This window comes from Paenibacillus jamilae (assembly GCF_050482105.1).
In the GTDB taxonomy this organism is placed as follows: Bacteria; Bacillota; Bacilli; order Paenibacillales; family Paenibacillaceae; genus Paenibacillus; species Paenibacillus jamilae_B.
Genome location: NZ_JBCNHI010000009.1, coordinates 95,727 through 119,118, shown reverse-complemented (window position 1 = coordinate 119,118; position 23,392 = coordinate 95,727). Strand labels below are relative to the sequence as shown.

Sequence of the window (23,392 nt, the reverse complement as noted above, 5' to 3'; positions counted from 1 at the left end):
TTTCTTGCTTCGAATATGGTAGGATCAGGAATATGAGACCCTGTTGGAAGGAGTAATGACCAGCTAATATGGACAGAGGAAGTTTAGATAAGAAGTTTTCATTCAAAAAGAAAAATGATGAAGAGAATGAAGAGTCACGAAAAAAACGGACGGTTTTTCGGACCAACCTACTGTTTTTTAGTGTTTTTGTGCTGTTTGCCCTGATCATTACCAGACTAGCTGTATTGCAGTTTATACAATCGGAGGAGCTGAAGGGGCAGCAGCAATCCATAAATACGAAAAATGTCCCGCTAACCCCAAATCGCGGTACGATTTATGACTCCACAGGTAAGATCAAACTGGCATATTCAACCCCCATGCAATCTCTGTATATAACCTTGCCTAAGGATTATAGCAAGCGTACGGAAAATGATCGCAAGCCGGGGGAGAAGCTGCTCCCTGAGCTTAATGCTTTTGCTGCCAAGCTTGCTAGCAAATTAAACGAACTGGGCCGTGCCGAAGGAGAGCAACTGGATGCAGAGGAAATTATCAAACGTCTCGACCCCGATTATATTCAATATAGAGGATTTACCCCGCGTTTGGTCAAATCTGACCTAAGTCAGAAGGAAATCGCTTATTTTCTGGAGCATCGAGCTGAGTTTCCAGGTGTAGAGGTCATCGAAGAAAGTGTACGCCATTATGACCCGGATCGGGTCGCAGTCCAAACGATAGGATATATGTACAAATTTAAAGGAGCCCGAGCGAATCGCTCCAAATATAAAGAGTTGTATGAGGCCAATTCGGAGGTCCTAAGACCGGAACAGGTGTATTCGGAAAGCGAAATTGTCGGATATGATGGCTTGGAGCTTCAGTATCAAGACGAGTTGAGAGGAAAAAACGGCTATAAGACGATAGAGGTCAACCCGCGCAGCATGCCGGAAGGCATTGAATCCATTACGCCTCCAGCGAAAGGTCATCATCTGTATTCTACTATCAACAAGGAAGTTCAACAAAAAACCGAACAAGCAATTATGGATCAACTCCACTGGCTTCATACTCATGCCGTATCAGGCAAACTTCATCAGGATGCTACCACTGGCTTCGCTGTGGCGATGGAGGTGGAGACCGGACATGTCGTAGCGATGGCCAGTATGCCTGATTATGACTCGAATGTATGGAAAACAGGAAGTGCATCACCCTCGGTATATAACGATATTCAGCATAAAATGGGGAACGGAACGATTAAATCCGTGCCTAGCGGAAAAGCAGGTCCGCACCCCGAATCCTCGGTTTTGCTGGGTTCAACCATCAAGCCACTGACTGTGCTGATTGGGTTGAAGGAAAATTTATTTTCGCCTGGACAAACTTATCAGGATACGGGGAGTGCGTACTATGGTAAAAATCGTTCCAGCCGGGTCGGTAATTCAGGCGGACATGTGTATGGCTCGCTAACACCTAGTAGGGCAATTGAGGTCTCGTCAAATACGTTCATGGTCGATATGATCGGCAAGCCACTGTATGCCAAATACGGAAGTAATGCAGGAATGCATCAGGGAATTGATGTATGGGACAAGTATATGAAGCAATTTGGACTAGGCGTACCGACGGAAGTCGATCTGCCCGGCGAGTGGGCAGGCAGACTGGAGTACACTAGCAAGCATGAAAGTGCACTGACACGCTTAGTACAGGCATCCTTTGGTCAGCAAGGGAAATATACAGCGATGCAACTGGCTCAATATACGACTGTACTGGCAACCAAGGGCAAGCGAATGCAGCCTCATCTAGTCAGTAAAATTGTGGATGATCAGGGGAATCTCGTACGTGAGTTTAAACCGGAGGTGCTGAATGAGGTCGCTTTTTCAGATACGTACTGGAATACTGTGATTCGCGGCATGGCTACCGATGTTAAAGCCTTTAACGGATTTCCCTATGATTATGCCCGCAAAACGGGAACTTCTCAGCAGGTGGTGGGTCGTACGGTTAAAGATAATGGGGTGTTCATTGCTTTTGCGCCGCGCCAAAATCCGAAGTTGGCTGTAGCCGTTATCATCCCGGAGGGGGGCTTTGGTGCGACGAGCGCGGGACCCGTTGCGCGTAAAATATTTGATGCGTATGACGAAGTATATGGGCTCGATGGCATTCCCAAAAAGCCTCAGACAGCAAATTGAGGGTTTGAATTCTTTTGTGGGCTTCTCTTTTTCATGGTAAAATGTCGTTGGACATAAGGGACATACAGGAGGAAGAGAGACGATGGGAGAAAACCAATATAAATACAAACTGCTTGCGCTCGACATGGATGGAACTTTACTGAATGATAATCATGAAATAAGTCTGGAAACGATTAACTGGATTAACAAGGCGATTCAGGAGGGAATTCATGTATGCTTGTCCACCGGACGTGCAGCGATGCATGCTTTGCCTTACGGTCAGCAACTTGGCCTGGAGACGCCTATGGTAACCGTAAACGGCAGTGAAGTGTGGAAATCACCTCACGAATTGTGGCGCCGCTACTTGCTTGATAAGGAACTTATTCGCAAAATGCACCAGATTGCCGTAGAGACAGACTCATGGTTCTGGGCTTACTCAACCGAGGAGCTATACAATAGAGATCGTTGGCCGGACACATTGGACACACAGGAGTGGCTTAAATTCGGATATAATACGGAAAATGACGAAATTCGTCATCAAATTTTGCTGCAACTCCAAGATATGGGGGGACTTGAAATTTCCAATTCCTCGATGACGAATCTGGAAATTAATCCGGCTGGTATATCCAAAGCCAGTGGCATCGCTGAAGTGTGCGACTTGCTTGATATAACGATGGAGCAGGTAGTTGCCGTAGGTGACAGTTTGAATGACCTGGCTGTGATTCAAGCGGCTGGACTGGGTGTAGCGATGGGGAATGCTCAGGATACGGTAAAAGAAGCCGCTAATGTGGTTGTGGCTTCGAATAATGAGGACGGCATTGTAGAAGTGATTCGCGATTATGTGCTTGTGTAATAAAATGATGGTGCACAAGCAAAATGAATAGACGAGAAGGAGGAGGCCCATGGACGTTGTAGGCTGGATTGTTGTCATTGTACTGTTCATTGTGGGCATGGCGGGAGCGGTATATCCCGTACTGCCGGGGGCACTCGCCATCTATTTTGCATTTTTTGTATACGGCTGGTTTTTCTCGTTTGCTCCATACAATGCATGGTTTTGGATTATACAAACACTAATTGTCGTTGCCCTTTTTGTTGCGGATTATGCTGTCAATGCGTGGGGAGTCAAGCGATTTGGCGGCTCGCGTCTGTCAGCGATCCTTAGTACGGTGGGAATCATTATTGGTCCTTTCGTTATTCCAGCATTTGGTCTGATTTTGGGACCCTTTATCGGTGCTGTGCTGGGTGAACTGATTGGCAAAGCCCCGCTGGATCGAGCTATAAAAGTGGGCTTTGGCTCCGTCTTAGGCCTATTTACTAGCACCGTGATGAAAGTAATTTTGCAGCTTGCCATGATTATTGTATTCTTGATTTGGGTGTTATAACCAGAGATTATGATTTGCAGAGACAGAATCGACATGCGGCTCCGCACCGGTGATGGCTCAGGCCATGACTGTTTGTTGCGGAGCTTTTGCATGCATGTGAACAGCAAGAAAGAAGGGAACGCATTTTGTCCAATAAAGAAACATTCCTTAAAGGTACGCTTATTTTAGCCGCTGCCGCCTTGGTAGCCAGAGTGCTGGGTCTGGTGCAGCGCGTTCCATTGGAGCATTTGCTCGGCTCCGTCGGGAACGCCTCATTTACTATTGCGAACAACGCTTATTTGATGCTGCTCACGGTCGCTACGGCCGGCATTCCCAGCACACTGAGCAAAATGGTTTCGGAACGCTACGCACTGGATCGGCCTGCGGAAGCGCGACGTGTGTATCGTGCGGCTTTGATATTCGCGGCCGTAGCCGGTATTATCATTACCGCGCTGCTGTATTTTGGAGCACCTTATTTTGCTGAGCATGTAGCAGGGGTTCCACAGTCTGCTCTGGCTATTCAGGCTTTGGCCCCTGCTTTACTGTTGTTTCCTGCCATTGCCATGATGCGCGGATACTTCCAAGGACGCGGTAATATGACCGCAGGCGGGATTTCGCAAATTGTAGAGCAGGTCGCACGGGTAGCAACTGCCATTCTGCTTGCCTTTATTATTCTCAAGCTTGGCTATGGAGATCGTGAGGTTGCGGCGGGTGCCTCCTTTGGGGGTGTCATGGGAAGTCTTGGCGCTTTGGCGGTTATGTTGTACTACACGGTGAAACTGCGCCGTCAGGATCGCCAAGATCGTCAAGAGCAATTCCAAGAGGAAAGCTCCGCGCTACCGATGATGCGTATTTATAAAGATATTTTCAAGCTCTCTATTCCCATTGTTTTGTCGTCCTTGACGGTTCCGGCGGTCAATTTTATTGATACATCGATTGTGGTTAGACTGTTGTCAGGGCAAGTGGGATTGGATCAGGCGACCACTCAGTTGGGTTATCTAGGCTCCAGAGCACAGAGTGTGGCAGGCATTCCGCCGATTTTGGCTATTGCACTCAGCCAATCGCTCATTCCGATTATTTCGGCGGCTTTTGCTCGTAAGGACGAGCAGCATTTACAAAATCAGATGACGCTCGCCTTGCGTATTTCTATTTTGACTGGTATGCCCATTGTACTGGCCTTATGTGTAACTGCTTATTCTATTAATGGTCTGCTGTTCAGCTCGCTTGGAGGCAGCGGAATTATCGCTGTTCTGACACTCGGAACGATCTTCCAGATTACGATGATGACCTCTAATTCGATATTGATCGGTATGGGCAAGCCGCGTATTTCAATGGTCAATGTCATGGTTGGTATCGTCGTGAAGTTGGCAGCAAGCTGGTTGCTGGCTGGTTGGCTTGGAATCTACGGAATTATTGCCGCAACCGGATTATGTTTTCTCGTCATTACGCTACTGAATTTGCGCGTGCTGAAAGGAATTGTTTCCTTTTCGATCATGGGCCGTCGCTGGGCAAGCTTCATAACTGCGGTCGTAGTCTCGGGAGCTATCGGGTACGGTGTAAATGAAGCCTGCATTTTGCTGGTACATCTGATGCCTGCGCGTGTAGCCTTCTTAATCGCGTGCTGCATTGCCGGAGCGGTTGTTCTGGTATGCTACTTGGTATTGCTGGTTGTACTGCGTGTATTGCGCAGGGACGAGCTGGGCAACTATCCACGTATGTTGCAGAAGGTATTGCGTCCGTTAATGCGCCTGCAGCGTGAATCCACTGGACAACAAGGCTAAAAGTTTCCTGTATCTGTTTAGTGAAAGGACCGCAAGCTGTTATGGGCATCATGGGCCATCGCTGTTTTTTGAATGCCATGGCGGTGTTCATGACGCATGGCGAATAACAGAGGCCGTCTTGGTTCACTGAGATGCCCAAGCGTGGAACCATCCTGAAACCAATCATAACGAGGGATCGGATCATAGGCGGTATCTGACCAGACAGCGTTAAGCTCCGGGCTATATAGACGTTGACCTGACGGGAGCCATTCATGTGCTAAAAGCGTTGCACTCTCTTTTGGAGAGCGCAGCGCTTTTTGTTCATTGGGAGTGAACAGGCCGGGCCAATAGTCGCTGCGAGAACCGGTATGCGGTACGCTGGTAACAAATGTGGTTACCTGCTCCAGTACCTGCTGATGGCCAAATAACATAGCATAGAGACTTTTGCCAAAACCGATCCGCTCGTCCAGATGTCCGAAACGCTCCATGACAAGTCCGGCAAGTCCATCGTTTAACCCAAGTGGAAATATAACCTGATTGAGCTGGAGCCAGTCATGTAAATAAAACCCGGGCTTGTGTGTCACAAATTTTTGAAAATACGGATCTTTTACGACCCGTCCTTCAATATAGTTTTGTTCATTAATAATGAGCGCTACCGTCAAAAGAGAACTATCCCGCCAAGCCCAGAAACGTTCCCAAAAGGGCTTCATGAATGGCGAAACGTGAAAATAAGGCAACAAATGAAAGCAACTCCGTCCCAAATGACGGCTGTGCATGTAAAGCTGCAATTGTGGATAAGCGTCCTGAAAAATAAGGGCGTTACAGCGCTCAAGCAGTCGATACAGCCACTCCTTTTCCTGTTCGCCGAACAGGTCGCCAATGAGCTCACTCTTCAGATCGGTCATATTATAGCCGCCATTACGAGAAACCAGATGAGCCAGTAATGCCCAGTGTAATTCAGGGTAGCCACGATAGCATTCGAGGTAAGCGGCAGTGCGCGTAATATTGCTGCGATTCTCGTGTGCTGTATCGTTCTTGATCCGCTCCAGCAGCTCACAGTCTGTTTCACATAAGGGCATATTTAGAGAAGAGGGACGCGTAGAGGGACCGTTCACCAGCATTAACGCTTCAGCCTCATTCATAGCAGCCTGTGCCGAATGATAATCCCACGGTAGATCACGTAAGGGATAGCGTAAATTTCGGGATTCGGTCCAAGCCGCACGTTTGCCTTCCCATGCCTCTTCTGCAGCACGCGGAACGGAACCCAGTAATTTTAGCCCTCCCTGAAGCTGCCGAGATGCGGCATGGAGCCATTCGGTGAGAGACATGTCTAAATAACCTCCTTTCAAGTGCAGGCATCCCCGTATTCCACCATGTATGTTGGGTATGCTGTTAGGATGTTGTCACTTTCATGACGCTGATGTTGATTCTTAAGTATATCTTTAGTATGCCTCAATGAGAGGGCTTCCAATCGGCATGTGAGCAGAATAGGGAGTGTGCAAAAGCTTTCCTTGGCGTTAAAATAGAAGGTACAGGACTTTCTATGCAAAAGAATTTAAAGGAGGAATTATGTATGCAAAAAATCGTCTCTCATGAAGACTTTAATAAGGCTATATCCAATTCAGGCGTAACGGTAGCTGTGTTCAAGGCGGACTGGTGCGGGGATTGTCATTTTATTGATCCGTTCATGCCTGAGGTGGAGCAGCAATATGCAGACAAGCTTTCATTAATTGAGATTGATGTAGAACAGGCCGAGAGTGTCAGTCAAGAGCAAAATGTTCTGGGCATTCCCAGCTTTATCGCTTACAGTGAAGGACGAGAACTGGTGCGTCTGGTGAACAGACTGCGTAAATCCCGCGAAGAAATTGAGCAGTTTTTGGACCGGGCCGTAGAAGTCCATGCTAATCTGGCAAAATAATGGGTCATAGTATGTATGATGGTTCCGAAGGGTACCCTAATCATCGGGACATTCAGAAAGCCGCTTCCTTTAGAAGGAGGCGGCTTTCTTACGGACACGTTCACATTTTGTCAACAAAGCTCGTATGTCAAGGACTGATATATCAGTTATAATTACTTTAAGTGATCATTTCACAACATCTAAAGTGAATAAATATTATATTTGGAAGGATACGGGTGAATTCATTGAATAACAAAATCAGAATATTAAAATGGCTGGCACTCGTAACATGTATTGTCATGTTTTTAGCTACCTTTGGTGGAGGGGTCGTGACGCGAACCGATTCGGGTCTCGGCTGTGGACGAGAATTCCCGCTTTGTAATGGTAAGCTGGTTCCAGCACATACCATCGCATCCCTTATTGAGTTCTCTCATCGGTCCGTCAGTGCCATGGCCGGGATTCTTTCTATTGCCTCGTTTGTCGGCTTTTTGCTGTTTATGAAGCATCGGAAGGATTTACAGCTATTCTCGTTGCTCACGCTATTGTTTGTAATCATACAAGGTGCAATGGGGGCGCTGGCTGTCGTCTTCTCTCAATCGGCTGCAGTTATGGGGCTGCATTTTGGCTTTGCGCTTATTGCATTTGCCAGTGCAACCATGATGACGCTAGGGGCCTGGCAGGAGCATGCGGATTCACGCTACACTCCGCGTCTGATTCCTGGGCGTGTCAGTCGGGGTTATCGTAACTTTATATGGCTGTCCACGATCTATACCTATATTGCTGTCTATTCAGGGGCGTTGCTTAGTCATTCGGTCATCCAGAAGGTTGTAAATATTGGGGGCATTATTTCTCCACTGCTGCTTCATCAAATTTCAGCCGGTCTGCTGTTCGTCATTATTTTGGCTGTGGGTCATTATTCGTATCGTTATCACCCGAATCACCGGGATATTCGTACACTGGGTGTCGTATCGGTCCTATTGATCATTCTTCAAGTCGTGATTGGCATTATTTTGCTGTACGTTAACAGACCTGAAATTTACATGTTTATCGTGCTGGGACATATGCTGGTGATTGCATCGTTGTTCTCCATTTTGGCTTATCTCAGCTATCGTGTATGGCAATTATCACCGGACCGCAAGCTTGCTTCGATCCAAGGACAGCGTACCTAAGCAATTCGTAGATCATATTGAAGCGTATTTTTGCCCAAGTGGCGTTGGAACACGTATAATAACATCATAAGAAACAAACCAGGCCCACGAGTTTCTCGAGGGCTTGATTTGCTTAGGAGGAATCATCCAGTTGATCTACCAGAATTTGCGCCAATTTATTGAAGCGCTGCGTAAAGAAAATGATCTTAAAATTATAGAAGCACCTGTTGATCCTTATTTGGAGCTGGCCGAGATCCACCGAAGAGTCATTGAGGAAGAAGGTCCGGCGCTGCTGTTCACCAATGTCAAAGGAACTCCGTTTCCTGTCGCCAGTAATTTGTTTGGCACGAATCGCCGTGTGGACATGGCTTTTGGGCCTCGCCCAGAGCAACTGATGGATGCAATTGTAGGTGCGACCAAAACATTACTTCCACCTACACCCAAAGCGTTGTGGAATGAACGTGGGCTGATTAAGGACATGCTAAAAGTAGGACTAAAAACAGTAACTCATAACGAAGCTCCTGTATTGGGCGTTCGCCGTACGGATGCTCCGCTGGCTCCACTGCCTAGAGTGACCAGTTGGCACGAGGACGGAGGACCGTTCATTACGCTTCCGCTCGTGTATACCGAGAAGCCGGGTCAGTCCAAGGATCACAATTTGGGGATGTACCGCATCCAGATTTACGATGATCAGACGACTGGAATCCACTGGCAGATCCATAAAGGCGGCGGCTTCCATTATCATGAAGCAGAGCTACGTAATGAGCCGTTGCCTACGACGATCATCATCGGTGGCCCGCCTGCCCTGATTGCGTCTGCGATTGCCCCTGCTCCGGAGAATTTGCCTGAGCTATTGCTGGCTTCCCTTATTATGGGGGGCAAGCTGCCCATGACGGAAGACCCGCTTGGAGGTCACCGGATTCCGGCAGAAGCCGAATTTGCAATCAGCGGTTATGTGCCGCCTCATGAACGCCGCCCAGAAGGACCTTTTGGTGATCATTTTGGCTATTACTCATTACAACATGATTTTCCTGTGTTTCATGTCAAACATATGCATCATCGCAAGGATGCCATTTATCCGGCAACCATTGTAGGTAAGCCACGGCAGGAGGACTACTATCTCGGCGAGTTTTTGCAACGTCTGTTGTCACCCGCCTACCCACTTGTGATGCCTTCTGTTAAGTCCCTATGGGCATATGCTGAAACAGGTGTACATGCGTTGGCAGCAGCAGTTGTACGTGAAAGCTACTCCCGTGAAGCACTTGTATCAGGTTTTACCATTCTGGGTCAAGGCCAATTATCGTTGACCAAATTCTTAATGCTGACAGATCGGGTGATCGATTTATCCGATTTTAACCTGCTGCTCGAAACCATTCTGGAGCGATTTAATCCAGCAAGAGATTTGTTTATTTTCAATCATACGTCTCATGATACACTTGATTACACGGGCCGCAAGCTGAATCACGGCAGTAAGGCGATTTTAATGGGAGTAGGCGAGCCTGTGCGTGAACTGCCTCGTGCTTATGAGGGCGGCGATCTGCCGGGAATTCGTGACATCGAAACCTATTGCGGAGGTTGCCTCGTTGTATCCGGCTCGTCCTTTGAGCAGGAGCCTGAACTCGCTGCGCGTGTATTGGAGCGATTAGCTGCGGGTGAGCAAGAGTGGCCGCTTGTCTTTATCGTGGATGATGCCAAAGAAGTTGTTCGCTCTCAAGCCTCGTTCCTGTGGACGGTATTTACACGCTTCAACCCGGCTACAGATATGTACGCAGACAGCGAAGTTCGTTTGCATCACCTGAACTATAAGCTACCGATTGTAGTGGATGCACGTATGAAACCGGGCTACCCTGATGAGGTACTCCCGCGTGAAGATATTGTTAAGCTTGTAGATCAACGGTGGACGAGTTATTTTGCCTAACGCCTACTAAAAGCATTTAACAGCCGGATTTTACAGATATGAAGGAGGCGTAAGCAATGATACGCAAGCTGTTGGGCGAGCCCCCACGTGTAAACCATGGTTTCCTGCTGGATGCCATGAATAGCATGTCAGACATGTTACATTTACTGGAACGGCAAATCCAGGCCAGTGGTGATCCAAGTCACGATTTTCGGAAGGCGGATATTTTGACACGTGGTCTGATGTCGTCTTTGGATGAACTGGAGCAGAGCCATCATGCTGCCGCCTTTTTCCGTATGAAAGTAAAAGCTGGATACGCCGAAGATATGAGCAAGGATGAAAAATCCGATTATGCTTTGTATGTTTTCTTTTACAAGGATGGGTTTGTGCGTGTATTCTCCATTTTGGATAAGCTTGGTAACTGGATGAATGATCTGTATGATTTAAAAACAGGGCAGTATAAGGCGCATTATTCTTATTTTACCGTGTTGCGACAGCTCAAGTATCTCAAAATGCATCCTGTATTGACCGATAATTTGATTGATATCAAGGACACATACAACGATGCCGTCAATCGGCTACGTAAGCGGCGGAATACGGAGATACACTACATGAACACGGAAATGCAGGATGATCTCTGGCAACGTCATCGGGCTTTATATGGCAAAATCCAGCTGGAGGACCTGGATCACCACCTGGAAGATCTACAGCAGGGCTTGGAGATGGTGTGCCGGTCGCTGTCAAATGTTTTTTCTTATACTGCGAAACATTGGGAGAACCGGGCAGTACGCCCATAATTATGTTAGAAAATATCCTTTGACAAAGCAATGTAAACTATCTATACTGAAACCTAGTTTCAGAAAATGCTTGATTTATATTTTATAAAACTTAACGGACAGCTAAAGCTGGAGTTTAACATATTTTTCTTATCCAGAGAGGTGGAGGGACTGGCCCGATGAAGCCCGGCAACCCGTTCTTTCCCAGTGTATTACACTGGGAGGAGAACATATGGTGCTAATTCCTACAAAACCGCTAGAGTTATAGCGGTTTTGGCAGATGAGAAAAGGTTCGCAAGGTGGGCCCTTTTCATTCTGTGAAAGGGGCTTTTTTGTATAAATAAATAGTGATTTTATACAATCCCAAGAGATAACAACTGGTTAACAGGGTAAGGAAGAAGTGAAGGAGGTCGCAGCACGTTGATAGAGCTTAAGCAATTAACCAAGCATTATGGTAAAGGCAACCGACGCGTTAATGCGCTGTCCGGGTTGAACCTTTCTATAAAGCGTGGAGAAATATTCGGGGTGATTGGTCACTCCGGGGCGGGCAAAAGCACACTGATCCGCTGTATTAATTTATTGGAGCGCCCTACTTCAGGCGAGGTATGGGTAGATGGGGTTAACCTTGCGACTGTGAGTCAATCGCAGCTACAGAAGCAACGTCGAAAAATCGGAATGATTTTTCAACATTTTAATTTGTTGTCTTCGGCGACAGTGTATGACAACATTGCATTTCCACTGCGGCTGGTCAATACCCCTAAGCAAGAGGTGGACAAGAAAGTCCGCGAGCTGCTGGAACTGGTGGGGCTGAAAGAACATAGTGGAAAGTATCCGTCACAGCTCTCAGGTGGACAGAAGCAGCGGGTAGGCATTGCACGGGCACTGGCTAGTGATCCTCATGTATTGCTGTGTGACGAAGCAACGTCTGCGCTTGATCCGCAGACGACAGGGTCTATTCTGAAATTGCTGATGGATATTAATCAGCGCTTTAATTTGACCATCGTATTGATTACACATGAAATGCATGTTATTCAAAGTATTTGTGATCGAGTTGGCGTCATTCATCAAGGCGACATCGTGGAGCAAGGACCGGTGGCGGAAGTGTTTTTGAAGCCACAGCACCAGGTAACTAAGGACTTTATCCAGCGGGAGGCAGAACATCCCGAGGAGTTGCAAGCAGCCATTGCAGCCGCAGGGAGCGGGGAATCGGCGCAGGTGGTACGTATTTCCTTCTTGGGCAGTAAAACGTATGATGCAATTTTGTCACGTACGGCTCGAAGTACAGGGGTTGATTTTGCAATCTTGCAGGGCACCATCTCTACGATTAAAAACGTGCCGTATGGACAGCTGATCGTTCGTTTTGAAGGAAATCATGAAGATATAGAGCATACGCTGCGCGAAGTGTCTGGGCAAGGACTTGATGTGGAGGTGATCGGACAATGAGCGAACTTGATTTCTCGCAAGTGAGTTGGGAAGAGCTGGGCAATTCTACTTTGGAAACCCTTCAGATGCTTGGGGCGTCTGCATTGTTCACCCTCATTATTGGTTTGCCGCTCGGTATATTATTGTTTCTAGCGAGCCGATCCTCGTTGAGTCTGATGAAGGTGATATACATTGTATTATCCTTCATTGTTAACATTTTGCGTTCCGTACCATTTATCATTTTGATTGTTGCACTTATTCCTTTTACACGTTCGTTGGTAGGTACCTCGACTGGGGTACTGGGCACCATCCCGCCATTGGTTATCGGGGCTGCCCCTTTCTTTGCCCGCCTTGTCGAAACGTCTCTGCGTGAAGTGGACAAGGGTGTCATTGAGGCTGCGCAAGCGATGGGGGCCTCGACAGGACAAATTATCCGGCGTGTGCTATTACGTGAGGCACTTCCGGGCCTGCTGGCCGCATTAACCATTACTGTCGTTACACTCGTATCGTACACGGCAATGTCCGGTATGATCGGGGGCGGTGGACTGGGTACACTGGCTATCAACTACGGCTATTATCGTTATGAAACGGCTGTAATGATCGTTGCGGTCGTGCTGATGGTCGTATTGGTTCAATTGCTGCAAATGGCAGGAGATCGCCTCGTGCGGCATTATACTCGAAAATAGGGAAAACATATATAGATATCCTTATTGATCAGGACGTCTGATCCTGAATATTACAAATTATTGGAGGGGTAACAACATGAAGAAATGGGTATTGGCTGTATTGAGCTTGACATTAATTGCGGTACTGGCTGCTTGCGGTACAAAAAGCACAACATCAGACACAAACAATGCGGCCGAAAATACAGGCGGGTCACCACGTGAAGTCGAACTGAAAGTTGGAGCTTCTCCTGTGCCTCATGCGGAAATTTTAGAAGCAATCAAGCCTCAGTTGGAAAAAGAAGGGGTTCGCCTTCAAGTCGTTCAGTTTAACGATTATGTACAGCCGAACGTACAATTGTTCGACAAGCAACTGGATGCTAACTTTTATCAACATGTACCTTACCTGAATGTGATGAACAAAGAGCGTAAAATGGATCTGGTTTCTGTTGGCGCGGTTCATCTGGAGCCATTCGGTATCTACTCCCAAAAATATAAAAAGCTTGATGAAATTCCAGACGGTGCAACGGTAGCGATTCCGAACGATGCGACCAATGGAGGTCGTGCATTGCTGCTGTTGGAGAAACAAGGACTGATCAAGCTGAAAGATGCAAGCAACATTGAAGCTACTGTAAAAGATATTACTGAAAATAAGAAAAACTTGAAGTTCAAGGAGCTGGAAGCAGCTATGCTGCCACGTCAGTTGCCTGAAGTGGATATTGCGTTGATCAACACGAACTACGCTTTGGAAGCTAAATTGAATCCAACCAAGGATGCATTGGCACTGGAAGATAAGGATTCTCCATATGCTAACGTACTGGTAGCACGTCCTGATAATAAAGATTCCGAAGCGATCCAAAAACTGCTTAAAGCTCTGCAATCTCCTGAAACTAAAAAATTCATTGAAGACAAATATCAAGGCGCGATTATCCCTGCATTTTAAGCAGAAAATAAGAACGCGCTGAATGTAAACCCCAGCTTCTCTTGAACAAGAGGACTGGGGTTTCTTTTTGGCTGAGAGTTGTAGGGACTGCTTAAATATTTTATACTTGGGGTTGACCGTTCTCTGTGAAGAGGAGGAAAATTGTTGAGAGACAAAGTCGCACTCATAACGGGCAGTGCCAAAGGTTTAGGTAAAATGACCGCTCTGCGTCTGGCTGATGAAGGTTGTGACATTGCCCTAAATTATGTCCATAGTCAGACTGAGGCTGAATCACTTAAGCAGGTAATTGAGTCTAAGGGAGTACGTTGCCTGTCTTTACAAGCAGATATCTCGGTTCAAGAAGATATCACGAGGCTGATTGGTGAAGTGCAGGATCGGCTGGGCGGGGTCGACATTATGGTGAATAATGCCGGACCATTCATCCGGGAACGCCGTCTGTTTGCGGATTACAGTGTAGCTGAGATTCATGCCATGATACAGGGAAATCTGGTGGGTACCATGTTGCTGGATCATTTGGTATTGCCGCACATGCGTAGCCAGCAATGGGGACGTATTATTCATTTTGGCTTTGGTCATGCTGGAGAAGCGAGGGCTTGGCCGCATCGCGCTGTCTACGCTGCTGCCAAGGTGGGGCTGGTGTCTTTTACGAAGTCACTGGCTGTAGAGGAAGCTCCCTATGGCATCACGGTTAATATGATCTGTCCAGGGGATATCCGAGGAGCGAACAAGGAAAAGTCGATTGCCGATGTTATCGGTATGCAGGATAAAGAGACACCGCGTGGGCGTCCAGGAAGCGGAGAGGATATTGCGCGAGTGATCGCCTATTTGTGTGAAGAGCATTCAGATTTTATAACGGGCAATATTATGGATGTGTCTGGAGGCTTGGACCCCATTCGGCCAACCATATAGCTTGAGAGAGCGGCAGACGTTCTAATACAAAAAAGAGTCTTGAGCTTCGTTACCGAACTCAAGACTCTCTGATCATTATGCATCGAGCATTAGAATACTTGTACCACTTCTTGGACGCCTTCGACTTCTTCGAGAAGAGCGCGTTCAATCCCTGCTTTCAGCGTAATTGTAGAACTTGGGCAGCTGCCGCAAGCGCCTACCAGTTTTAGCTTAACGATGCCGTCTTCAACGTCAACCAGCTCAACGTCACCGCCATCGCGTTGCAGGAACGGACGGAGCTTATCCAGTACGTCTGCTACTTCATCATACATTTGAACGCTTTGTGCTTCGCTCATTAGAATTCAACTCCTTTCCTATACCTTATTTATTATATTACAAAGCGGGCCAAATTAAAATGCCCGTCATCCAAAGCAGGTGAAAAAATGTTAAGACCTATTATTGAATTTTGCACCAGTAACATGCATTTTGGTACCGATGAGATTATGTCCAGACTGGAACAGAATCCGGATTATGATGTGATTGAATACGGCTGCCTAAGCAATTGCGGTCAGTGTAACGCTGAGCCGTATGCGATGGTTAACGGTGAAATTGTATCCGCAGATTCAGCAGAGCTTCTGTACGAGGTGATTATGAACAAAATCAAAGAAGCCGAAGCATGGGACAACCTGGATTTGGATTGAGAATAGAAGTCATCCACAAGCCAGCTTCCTCTGGTAGAATATACTTCATCTATAGATGCAATAACAAAGAAGACCTACTTCCAGAGCAGGTCTTCTTTGTTGATTAAAGATCTGATTAGCCAAAATGGCGTTTGGACTTCCAGAGCACACCGCTTTTCAGCAGACGTGGCACTCGTCCACGCAATGAGGTGCTGCCCATAAAGCCGTAACCGAATCCGGCCTTCTTGCCAAGCGCTCCTAATGTGCCGCGGAGCTTTAGAGGATGGGGATGAGGCGTTTGGCCTTTCCACAAGTCGCGCACAATGTGGGCAATCTGCTCTCCTTGCACCTCTGCCGCCTGAGCGCTTGGGGAGTAAGGGAGGCTTGCGCAGTCTCCGACAACGTAGACCTCAGGATGATCTGGTATTTGGTAATATTCGTTGAGCACGATGCGGCCCTGAGGGTCTTTAGGAACCGCTAAATCCTGCACCATTTTTACGGGCTGAATCCCGGCTGTCCATACAACCGCATCGGTCATGATTTGCTCGTTACGATTGTAGATAGCCCCTGGTTCAATACGCGAAACCGCGACATGATTCAGCGCATTCACTTGGTGCTCCTTGAACCAGGCATGTACATAAGCAGACAAACGTTGCGGAAATGCTGATAGCACCCGCTCGCCCCGATCCATAATCGTAATATTCAAATCCGCGCGGCTTTCACGTAACTCCGCAGCTATCTCAACACCACTTAGACCGCCACCTACAATATGCACATGTCCATAAGGCTTGATTTCATTCAAGCGCAGATACGTTTGGCGGGTATGATTAAAGGATTGGATCGTACAGCTGTATTCTTCAGCTCCCGGTGTATTATGAAAACGGTCGGTACAACCTAGCGCGATGACAAGCTGGTCATAGGGCAAAGGGTCACCGTCTTGAAAATGAACCATTTTACTTTCAAGATCCATCGAAGTGACTTCTCCGTATTTGCGAATAAGGCGTTGTTCGTCTGGAAAATGCACTCGCAAATCAAAATCAGATACCGTACCTGCCGCGAGGGCATAGTATTCTGTTTTTAATCCCTGAAAGGGCATCCGATCCACCAGAATAACTTGAATATCGTCGGGAATGTGTTTATCCAGCAATTCTTTGGCAATGGTAAGGCCGCCATAGCCGCCCCCCAGAATAACGAAATTTTTCATCAAAATCCGCCGTCCTTTCGTTACCGTGTCCCCGGCAAATGGTCTAGTGTCTTGTCGATCTAGCACAAGTTTTTGTTGTTGTAAAACCCGGATAAGCGGGTCTGCCTTGTGGCAGACAGACCCGTGTGTTCCGAGGCAGCTTGATGCTGCATGGTGTGAGTAATGGGGATAAAATGCACGCGGGAAATCTGAATCCGATCTTACACTTATTCGAAAACTTCGATTTCGTTATAGAAGGTGTCCCGTTCTACAGGAATGCGTCCTGCACCTTTGACCAGCCAGATGAGCTCTTTGCGGGTCAATCCAGCAGGGGTCAATGCACCTGCGGCATGGCTGATCTGCTCGCGCACAATCGTACCATGGACATCGGATGCGCCAAAGGTAAGAGCGACCTGCGTCAATTGTGGGCCAATATTAATGAAGTAAGCTTTGACATGGTCAATATTGTCCAGCATCAAGCGGCTGATCGCAATGGTCTTGAGATCCTCATAAGCAGAGTTGCGACGCATGATGTTGGCGTTTTTGCTTTTCGGCTGCATGGACAGTGGGATAAATACCATAAAGCCGTTCGTTTCATCCTGCAATTCACGAATTTGCAGCATGTGCTCAATCCGATCCTGATAAGTTTCGACTGAACCGTACAGCATAGTTGTATGAGTTTTCATACCGAGATTGTGGGCCGTACGATGAACTTCAAGATAGCGGTCCACATTGGCTTTCGTAACACGCATCTTCTTCCGATACTCATCAGATAAGATTTCTGCGCCACCACCAGTTAGGGATTGAAGTCCTGCCTTTTGCAGTTCTTGAAGAACTTCTTTAACATTCAAGCCGCTTATGCGTGTGAAAAAGTCAATTTCCGCTGCAGTGTAAGCTTTCAGTGTAACGTTGGGGTACTTTTCATTCAGCGCCTTCAGTGAATCTACATAGTATTGGAAAGGTACATGATTATTATGACCGCCAACAATATGGAATTCTCTTACACCCGGATGGATATGTTGCTCTACATAATCAATCATTTCCTGCCCAGACAACGTATAAGAGCCTTCCTCCCCCTGATCCTTGCGGAAATTGCAGAACGCGCAGCGCGCTTCGCATACATTGGTGAAGTACAGGCTCATGTTTTCGATAAAATAGACCTTTTTTCCGTTCTTGCGTAAATTAGCTTCGTTAGCCAACTGACCTAATGTGAGAATATCGTCAGTTTCATACAAATATATACCATCTTCGAGGTTCAAACGAATCCCGTTTTGTACCTTTTCTACAATTTCCGCCATTCTGCGGTCTGTAAAAGGTGTAACTAATGTGGACATGCCTATTCCTCCTTCAAGTTGCTCTGTGCGAGGCCGTTCGCCAAATCAGCGGAACGAGCGCTAGATGCGCACAGGATGTCCGTTCCGTCGGAAGAATCCGGCAGCGCGGAAATACGATATGTGAAAAATGTTACAATGCCAGGCTACAATGATGAAAGTCTCAAAATATCGCCTTTGAAATGACAAATTTCCGACAGTTTCTTTTACACACTCTTCACCTATTATAAACCTCACACCACCGGTGTTCAATACAAACGAATAGAAAAAGCGGGGTTTAAGCCTGTAGCGGAAGGACATTCCATGACTTGAGCACCCGCAAATAAGAGAGTATACTGAAGGGGAGCATGAAGTAAAAGAGGAGGCTGGAGCTATGATTAACATCACCGATTCCGCTGCTGAACGTCTGAAAGAAATGCTGGAGCAGCAGGAAACGCCGAATATGTTTTTACGTCTGGGTGTTACGCCAGGTGGTTGTACCGGATTTTCGTACGCCATGGGCTTTGACGACAATGAGACGGATCAGGATATATATATGAATGTACAGGATATGAAAGTAGTTGTGGAAAAGGAAAGCATCCGCTATCTGGACGGTTTGGAAATCGACTTTGAAGAGTCCGGTATGTCCGGCGGCTTCACGATTCATAATCCGAATGCTGTAGCTACATGCGGCTGCGGTTCAAGCTTCCGTACAGCTACAGATGCAGGGAAACCAAGCGAAGAACCTTGTTAATTTTTCGAGTGGTGGCCTGAACTATCTCTAAAGACACGCGTTTAGGTTACGGATAACGGCCTTTGTGACGAATTTTACTCGTTGCGAAGGCCGTTTTTGTGTCGTTTACAGAAGCTAATATGGCGCGTTATAACCTGATTATGCAGTGCTTTTTTTGTTTATGTTCATCTTCTGCTTAGGATATACCGATATAACATTAAGTCTAAAGAACTATTTTGTACATAATAATTTACCTAAAGGAAGTGGAAAAAAGATGTTGAAAAAGAAATGGCTGATTACCTCTATAGTTGTGGTGGCCCTGTTTTTCAGTCAATCCGCATTGGCGGCAAAAACGTTTCCTGATGTGGACGGTACAAAATATGAATGGGCAGCTGAATCCATCCGTTCGATGGTCGACAAAGGTGTTGTCAGCGGTTATAAGGATGGGACCTTCAAGCCAGGAAAAACTATAACAAAAGCGGAATTTGTCCATATGTTTCATAAACTTTTTCCAGAAATCAATTATTCAGCTGGTAAATCTTCAGAGTTTGTGGATGCGCGCAAGCACTGGGCGAATAAAGATTTTGCAGCCATATTCAACGGGGATTATGTGTGGCTGTTTGCTGAAAGTGTAGGGGCCGATTATCCAAACTATCAATTCTATGTCAAACCCGACAAACCGCTGACCCGGTGGGATATGATGATGATTGCTTCTGTTCGAACAGACTATACCAATCAGACTCTTCATCCTGAGATTCCCGAAGTAATTTCCTCAGCTGCGCAGTACAACGATATCAAAGTTCGTAAGGCCAATTACAAAGACAATTTCTCTGCCTACTATCCGGTACTGTACATCGACCAAACGGGAGATGAGTACTTCTATGATGGAGATTCCCAGGATCAAAAGGCAGAAGCATTCTACACCCTGACCAAGATGGGCGTCTTTACCGCTGACAATGGATACCTTCACCCAAGAGCGCAGGTCACACGGGCCGAAGCTGTTACTGTTTTACAGCGTTTGTACGATGCCACAACCAAGTGATTTAGCAAGACAGTGAAAAAGAAGAGCGCTACCCCTAAAAAGGGTAGCGCTCTTTCACTTACGCCGCGTCATATGAGTTAGTCATGAATATTCTCGCCGCGGTCACCCACCTAACCCAATTTCGTTACCAATTGCGCTAGGACCTTAAATCCGTAAACAGCTCCTCTGCAGTACGCACAAATAACTGTACAGCAAGTGAAGCATTGTGTAGAGAGGGGATAGCGATACCGATTTGGCGCGTGATCAGAGGTGTGGTTTCTTTGACGGTCAGATCATGGGGGAACGTGGATAAGGCGAGTGAAGAGACAATTCCCATACCTAGTCCTTGTCGGACCATGCTGACCAGGGTGCTGATATTGTGAGTAATGAATTGTGCCTGCAACTGACTTTGCTCGCGTTCAAAACCTTCCATAATGGCGACCTCATGTCCACCTTTGCAAAAGATCATATCCTGTTGATTCAAGTCCCGAATGGCGATTTTGTCGTGCAATTGAAAAGGGTGACCGTCAGGCAGCAGAATAACCATGTCATCCTGACATAAGGGGATTACATCCACCTCTGGGTCTGGCAATAGAATGATTCCCGCTTCAATTTCTCTGTTATGCACCCACTCTTTAACTTCATTCGTGGAGCCTTCATGTAAATCGAAAACAAGGTTCGGATAGTGCTGACGAATATGATCAATAATCGGAGGCAGAAAATAGGCAGAGGCAGATGGAAAGGCACCAATTGTGATCGTACCCACATCCAAACCTTTTTCAGCGGCCACCTGCTGCTGTACCTTTTCCATACTTTGCAGCATCATGCGGAATTGCAATAACACCTTATGTCCGATATCTGTCAGGAGCACGCCTTTTTTTCGATCCCGCAGCAGTAGCTGAACATCAAGCTCGTTCTCGATACTGGCGATGGCATGGCTGACCGCAGGTTGCGTCATATGCAGCTCATGGGCAGTTTGGGTAAAGTTTAGTGTTTCAGCTACGCGAACAAAGATCATAATCTGAGTTATAGTCATAAGTGAAAAGTTATCTCCCTTATTGAAAACATTCATTTTATTTATTAGTGATCACAGTATAAGCTAGTAAAGCAAAACTTTGCAAACGGCTGATTAGATTTTAGTCGTAAGCAAAACGCAATGAAATTCTAAGGAGAGAGACAACTATGAAAAAATTAACGCCTAAAGCTACGTTGTGGCTTGTTTTGATATTAGTGATGGTATGGGGGATCAACTGGCCGTTGACCAAACTGGCTTTGCCAGATACACCGCCGATATTTTTTTCAGGAATCCGCACTTTGCTGGGTGGTGTGATTCTGCTGCTGTTCGCTATGCGTAACCGGGAAAGCTTGCGTCTTAGACAAAATGCGTGGACTTATCTTGTGCTGGCTATTTTTAATATTGCAGGCTACTATGGCTTGCAGACGGTAGGGCTGCGTTATTTGCCTGCTGGGTTGTTTTCCACTTTAGTATTCCTTCAGCCGATCTTGTTGGGTTTATTCTCCTGGATGTGGCTGGGAGAGCGTATGTTTCCCCTGAAGGTCATTGGACTGGTACTGGGTTTTGGCGGAGTAATCGTGATTAGCTCAGGCGGCATGGCAGGTCATTTGTCTGTGCTGGGCATTGTGTTAGGGTTAGCCTCAGGACTATGCTGGGCGCTCGGAACGATATATATGAAGAAAAAAAGCAAACAACTGGACTCCATTTGGGCGGTGACAATGCAGCTTATTCTGGGGGGGATCCTACTCAACGGAATTGGGTTTACGACCGAGAAATGGAGTGATATCCACTGGACAGCCTCCTTTATTGCGATTCTATTGTTTATTTCGATATTCGTCATTGCGATGGGCTGGTTGATTTATTTTAAACTGATCGACAACGGGGATGCGGGAACCGTCGGCTCGTATACGTTTATGATTCCGGTGCTATCCACGATCTTTAGTATGGTCATGCTCGGGGAATCTCTCACTTTAACATTTGTAGTGGGGCTGGTGCTGATTGCAGGGAGTGTGTATCTGGTAAACACAGCATCTCCTGGGAAGGGGAACTCAAGCTCAAAAGCTGATGAAGCGAATTCCTGTACAAATGCTTAGAAGATATAGAATTAGGAAAAATATACTAGATTATCAGAGGGGCTGATAGTAAAATATGACTAAGATCATCGGTCAGCAGCAGGAGAACTCTAATGTTATCCGATGCTAGGCTACAGATTTTTGTCTTAAGGAATGCGATTTGAGCGGGGGAGTTAAGAAATGGACAGATACACACCTACAGCGAGGGAACGCTGGCAGATGAAACAGAGTGAGCCGCAGCCGCAGGGCTGGGTGCTTGCTCTATTTGGCTGGATTTTTTCAGGTTTGGGGTTCGTATTTAGTTTTTTTGTTATTGGCGGCTTATTGGGGCTGATAGGTCTGGTTTTCGGAATTTTGACTAGAAAGATGGAACAAAGAAACACGCAGGGCATCCTTATTATCGTCATCAGTTCCGTTGCTATCGGTATTGGCTTATTGATTTTTATGATTTTTTTCGCGCATGGTTTTGTAGAAGGTCTGAGAGAAGGTTATAATGAGCATTATTAGGTCAGGGAGGTAACACTTTTGAGCGTCATTATTTCACAGCAAATCTCGGCAACCGGTGTGAAGGAATATACGAAGGTGATAAAAACATTTGATTCCTCGTTTACACCTTTGGTTGGGCAGAAAATCAGGGATACGGCATTTGGCGATATGCAATATTACGACGTCGAGGATGTGTTTATTGATTTAGCGGAGAATGAATATTGGGTAATTCTACCTGCCGTTTTGCTGCATACAGATGATATTGAGGATCTACGAGATGCTGTGCGTGAGTATCGTTCACATGGTTGGGAATGTACGAAACCTCTGTAAAGTCAAACCACTTAAGCATCTATATGGAAGCGTCTTTCTTTTGCGAGATAGGCGTTTTCTTGTGTGATTGTTTATAAATTATTCCTAATGATTGGCATGAAATGAAAGAAATTATGCTGAAAATGCGCAAAATGTATCATTTTTTATCATAAAACGACAAGTTGGGAAATGAAAACGGACTTAATGTGTTATACTTAGTATATCAAAGGACAAGAGTCTAAAACGACCGGTAAGGCCCTTTCTTTGAAGAACCTCTGGAGGGTTCAACGTTTATCCAAAATAAATGGTCAAAAGGAAAAGGGGAAATGCTAACGTGAGAGTGAATTTGAAATTTACGAACAAAGGGCAAGTTGCAGTTGAGAAGTTCAACAATGAGGAGCTTATCGAAATCTTTAGCCGCTACATTAAAACGTTATGCAAGAAGTACGATATCTCGGTTACGGTACCTGAGGACCTGAATGAGCAGATCTTGGAAGAGGGAACCGTGAAGGTTGTGTTGGATAAGATTAATTGTGACATGGACGCTTTTTTCAAGGAGCTGAGCCGGGATATCAAGGTGCCGCTGGTCAAACGATTGGGTACCAAACTGGATAATGTGTTTAAGACCGAGGTCGTGGAGCAAGAACAGAGCTAATAATAAGGATCAAGCGAGATCTAATGAAGATTTGATTATGAAGTGAA

Annotated in this window: 24 protein-coding genes and 1 riboswitch; of the genes, 19 read left to right on the top strand and 5 right to left on the bottom strand. The window is 46.4% G+C overall.

Annotated features, from left to right (window positions below):
* Positions 1 to 68: 68 nt before the first annotated feature.
* The 4 genes from ABEW32_RS05825 to ABEW32_RS05810 all read left to right on the top strand — a co-directional run bounded on the left by ABEW32_RS05825 (position 69) and on the right by ABEW32_RS05810 (position 5,268).
* A complete protein-coding gene (locus ABEW32_RS05825) occupies positions 69 to 2,147 on the top strand; it encodes a peptidoglycan D,D-transpeptidase FtsI family protein (RefSeq protein ID WP_430185573.1) in 2,079 nt (692 codons plus the stop codon).
* An 82-nt stretch (positions 2,148 to 2,229) separates the two neighbouring features.
* A complete protein-coding gene (locus ABEW32_RS05820) occupies positions 2,230 to 2,979 on the top strand; it encodes a Cof-type HAD-IIB family hydrolase (protein WP_430185571.1) in 750 nt (249 codons plus the stop codon).
* Between the two features lie 49 nt (positions 2,980 to 3,028).
* Positions 3,029 to 3,508: a DUF456 domain-containing protein gene (locus tag ABEW32_RS05815; RefSeq protein WP_430185569.1), complete on the top strand. Its 480-nt coding sequence runs from the start codon at positions 3,029 to 3,031 to the stop codon at positions 3,506 to 3,508.
* Positions 3,509 to 3,633: 125 nt separating this feature from the next.
* Positions 3,634 to 5,268, top strand: coding sequence for a putative polysaccharide biosynthesis protein (locus tag ABEW32_RS05810; protein ID WP_430185567.1), 1,635 nt, complete (start codon positions 3,634 to 3,636; stop codon positions 5,266 to 5,268).
* A gap of 17 nt (positions 5,269 to 5,285) precedes the next feature.
* Here the strand turns inward: ABEW32_RS05810 and ABEW32_RS05805 are convergent, their stop codons facing one another.
* Complete coding sequence (locus ABEW32_RS05805) at positions 5,286 to 6,575, bottom strand: DUF2515 family protein (protein ID WP_430185565.1); 1,290 nt, start codon at positions 6,573 to 6,575, stop codon at positions 5,286 to 5,288.
* Positions 6,576 to 6,820: 245 nt separating this feature from the next.
* On the opposite strand from ABEW32_RS05805, the gene ABEW32_RS05800 reads away from it, so the two are divergent.
* The 8 genes from ABEW32_RS05800 to ABEW32_RS05765 all read left to right on the top strand — a co-directional run bounded on the left by ABEW32_RS05800 (position 6,821) and on the right by ABEW32_RS05765 (position 14,901).
* Complete coding sequence (locus ABEW32_RS05800) at positions 6,821 to 7,165, top strand: thioredoxin family protein (RefSeq protein WP_430185563.1); 345 nt, start codon at positions 6,821 to 6,823, stop codon at positions 7,163 to 7,165.
* Between the two features lie 215 nt (positions 7,166 to 7,380).
* The gene (locus ABEW32_RS05795; protein WP_430185561.1) at positions 7,381 to 8,313 is read left to right on the top strand and encodes a COX15/CtaA family protein; all 933 of its coding nucleotides are present in this window, start codon (positions 7,381 to 7,383) and stop codon (positions 8,311 to 8,313) included.
* Between the two features lie 130 nt (positions 8,314 to 8,443).
* A complete protein-coding gene (locus ABEW32_RS05790) occupies positions 8,444 to 10,210 on the top strand; it encodes a UbiD family decarboxylase (protein ID WP_430185559.1) in 1,767 nt (588 codons plus the stop codon).
* Positions 10,211 to 10,266: 56 nt separating this feature from the next.
* Entirely contained in the window at positions 10,267 to 10,986 is a 720-nt protein-coding gene (locus ABEW32_RS05785; RefSeq protein WP_430185556.1) for a Cthe_2314 family HEPN domain-containing protein, read from the top strand.
* Positions 10,987 to 11,112: 126 nt separating this feature from the next.
* Positions 11,113 to 11,252: riboswitch (SAM riboswitch) on the top strand.
* 133 nt (positions 11,253 to 11,385) lie between these two features.
* Positions 11,386 to 12,408, top strand: coding sequence for a methionine ABC transporter ATP-binding protein (locus tag ABEW32_RS05780; protein WP_430185554.1), 1,023 nt, complete (start codon positions 11,386 to 11,388; stop codon positions 12,406 to 12,408).
* Positions 12,405 to 13,073, top strand: a complete 669-nt coding sequence (locus ABEW32_RS05775) for a methionine ABC transporter permease (RefSeq protein ID WP_430185552.1) — start codon at positions 12,405 to 12,407, stop codon at positions 13,071 to 13,073. Before ABEW32_RS05780 ends, ABEW32_RS05775 begins: the two co-directional genes overlap by 4 nt.
* A gap of 76 nt (positions 13,074 to 13,149) precedes the next feature.
* Positions 13,150 to 13,992: a MetQ/NlpA family ABC transporter substrate-binding protein gene (locus tag ABEW32_RS05770; protein WP_430185551.1), complete on the top strand. Its 843-nt coding sequence runs from the start codon at positions 13,150 to 13,152 to the stop codon at positions 13,990 to 13,992.
* Positions 13,993 to 14,136: 144 nt separating this feature from the next.
* Positions 14,137 to 14,901 carry an SDR family oxidoreductase gene (locus ABEW32_RS05765; protein WP_430185548.1) on the top strand — a complete coding sequence of 255 codons (765 nt, stop codon included), beginning with the start codon at positions 14,137 to 14,139 and terminating at the stop codon, positions 14,899 to 14,901.
* 89 nt (positions 14,902 to 14,990) lie between these two features.
* Here ABEW32_RS05765 and ABEW32_RS05760 read toward each other — a convergent pair whose 3' ends face one another.
* A complete protein-coding gene (locus ABEW32_RS05760; RefSeq protein ID WP_013372910.1) occupies positions 14,991 to 15,236 on the bottom strand; it encodes a NifU family protein in 246 nt (81 codons plus the stop codon).
* Between the two features lie 87 nt (positions 15,237 to 15,323).
* Here ABEW32_RS05760 and ABEW32_RS05755 point away from each other — a divergent pair, with 87 nt between their 5' ends.
* A complete protein-coding gene (locus ABEW32_RS05755) occupies positions 15,324 to 15,581 on the top strand; it encodes a YuzB family protein (RefSeq protein WP_014277865.1) in 258 nt (85 codons plus the stop codon).
* 115 nt (positions 15,582 to 15,696) lie between these two features.
* Here ABEW32_RS05755 and ABEW32_RS05750 read toward each other — a convergent pair whose 3' ends face one another.
* Positions 15,697 to 16,764 (bottom strand): NAD(P)/FAD-dependent oxidoreductase, encoded by a 1,068-nt coding sequence (locus ABEW32_RS05750; protein ID WP_430185545.1) that lies wholly within the window; start codon positions 16,762 to 16,764, stop codon positions 15,697 to 15,699.
* 206 nt (positions 16,765 to 16,970) lie between these two features.
* The gene (gene mqnE / locus ABEW32_RS05745; protein WP_430185543.1) at positions 16,971 to 18,077 is read right to left on the bottom strand and encodes an aminofutalosine synthase MqnE; all 1,107 of its coding nucleotides are present in this window, start codon (positions 18,075 to 18,077) and stop codon (positions 16,971 to 16,973) included.
* A gap of 370 nt (positions 18,078 to 18,447) precedes the next feature.
* On the opposite strand from mqnE, the gene ABEW32_RS05740 reads away from it, so the two are divergent.
* A complete protein-coding gene (locus ABEW32_RS05740; RefSeq protein ID WP_017427286.1) occupies positions 18,448 to 18,807 on the top strand; it encodes a HesB/IscA family protein in 360 nt (119 codons plus the stop codon).
* Positions 18,808 to 19,060: 253 nt separating this feature from the next.
* The gene (locus ABEW32_RS05735) at positions 19,061 to 19,828 is read left to right on the top strand and encodes an S-layer homology domain-containing protein (RefSeq protein ID WP_430185540.1); all 768 of its coding nucleotides are present in this window, start codon (positions 19,061 to 19,063) and stop codon (positions 19,826 to 19,828) included.
* Between the two features lie 136 nt (positions 19,829 to 19,964).
* Here the strand turns inward: ABEW32_RS05735 and ABEW32_RS05730 are convergent, their stop codons facing one another.
* Positions 19,965 to 20,843, bottom strand: a complete 879-nt coding sequence (locus ABEW32_RS05730) for a LysR family transcriptional regulator (protein ID WP_430185538.1) — start codon at positions 20,841 to 20,843, stop codon at positions 19,965 to 19,967.
* Positions 20,844 to 20,989: 146 nt separating this feature from the next.
* Between ABEW32_RS05730 and ABEW32_RS05725 the strand changes: the two genes are divergently transcribed.
* The 4 genes from ABEW32_RS05725 (at position 20,990) to ABEW32_RS05710 (ending at position 23,345) form a co-directional block, all read left to right on the top strand.
* The gene (locus ABEW32_RS05725) at positions 20,990 to 21,916 is read left to right on the top strand and encodes a DMT family transporter (RefSeq protein WP_430185535.1); all 927 of its coding nucleotides are present in this window, start codon (positions 20,990 to 20,992) and stop codon (positions 21,914 to 21,916) included.
* Positions 21,917 to 22,075: 159 nt separating this feature from the next.
* A complete protein-coding gene (locus ABEW32_RS05720; RefSeq protein WP_430185533.1) occupies positions 22,076 to 22,402 on the top strand; it encodes a hypothetical protein in 327 nt (108 codons plus the stop codon).
* 18 nt (positions 22,403 to 22,420) lie between these two features.
* Positions 22,421 to 22,711 carry a hypothetical protein gene (locus ABEW32_RS05715; RefSeq protein ID WP_430185531.1) on the top strand — a complete coding sequence of 97 codons (291 nt, stop codon included), beginning with the start codon at positions 22,421 to 22,423 and terminating at the stop codon, positions 22,709 to 22,711.
* A gap of 313 nt (positions 22,712 to 23,024) precedes the next feature.
* Positions 23,025 to 23,345 (top strand): hypothetical protein, encoded by a 321-nt coding sequence (locus ABEW32_RS05710; RefSeq protein ID WP_013372898.1) that lies wholly within the window; start codon positions 23,025 to 23,027, stop codon positions 23,343 to 23,345.
* Positions 23,346 to 23,392 lie beyond the last annotated feature (47 nt).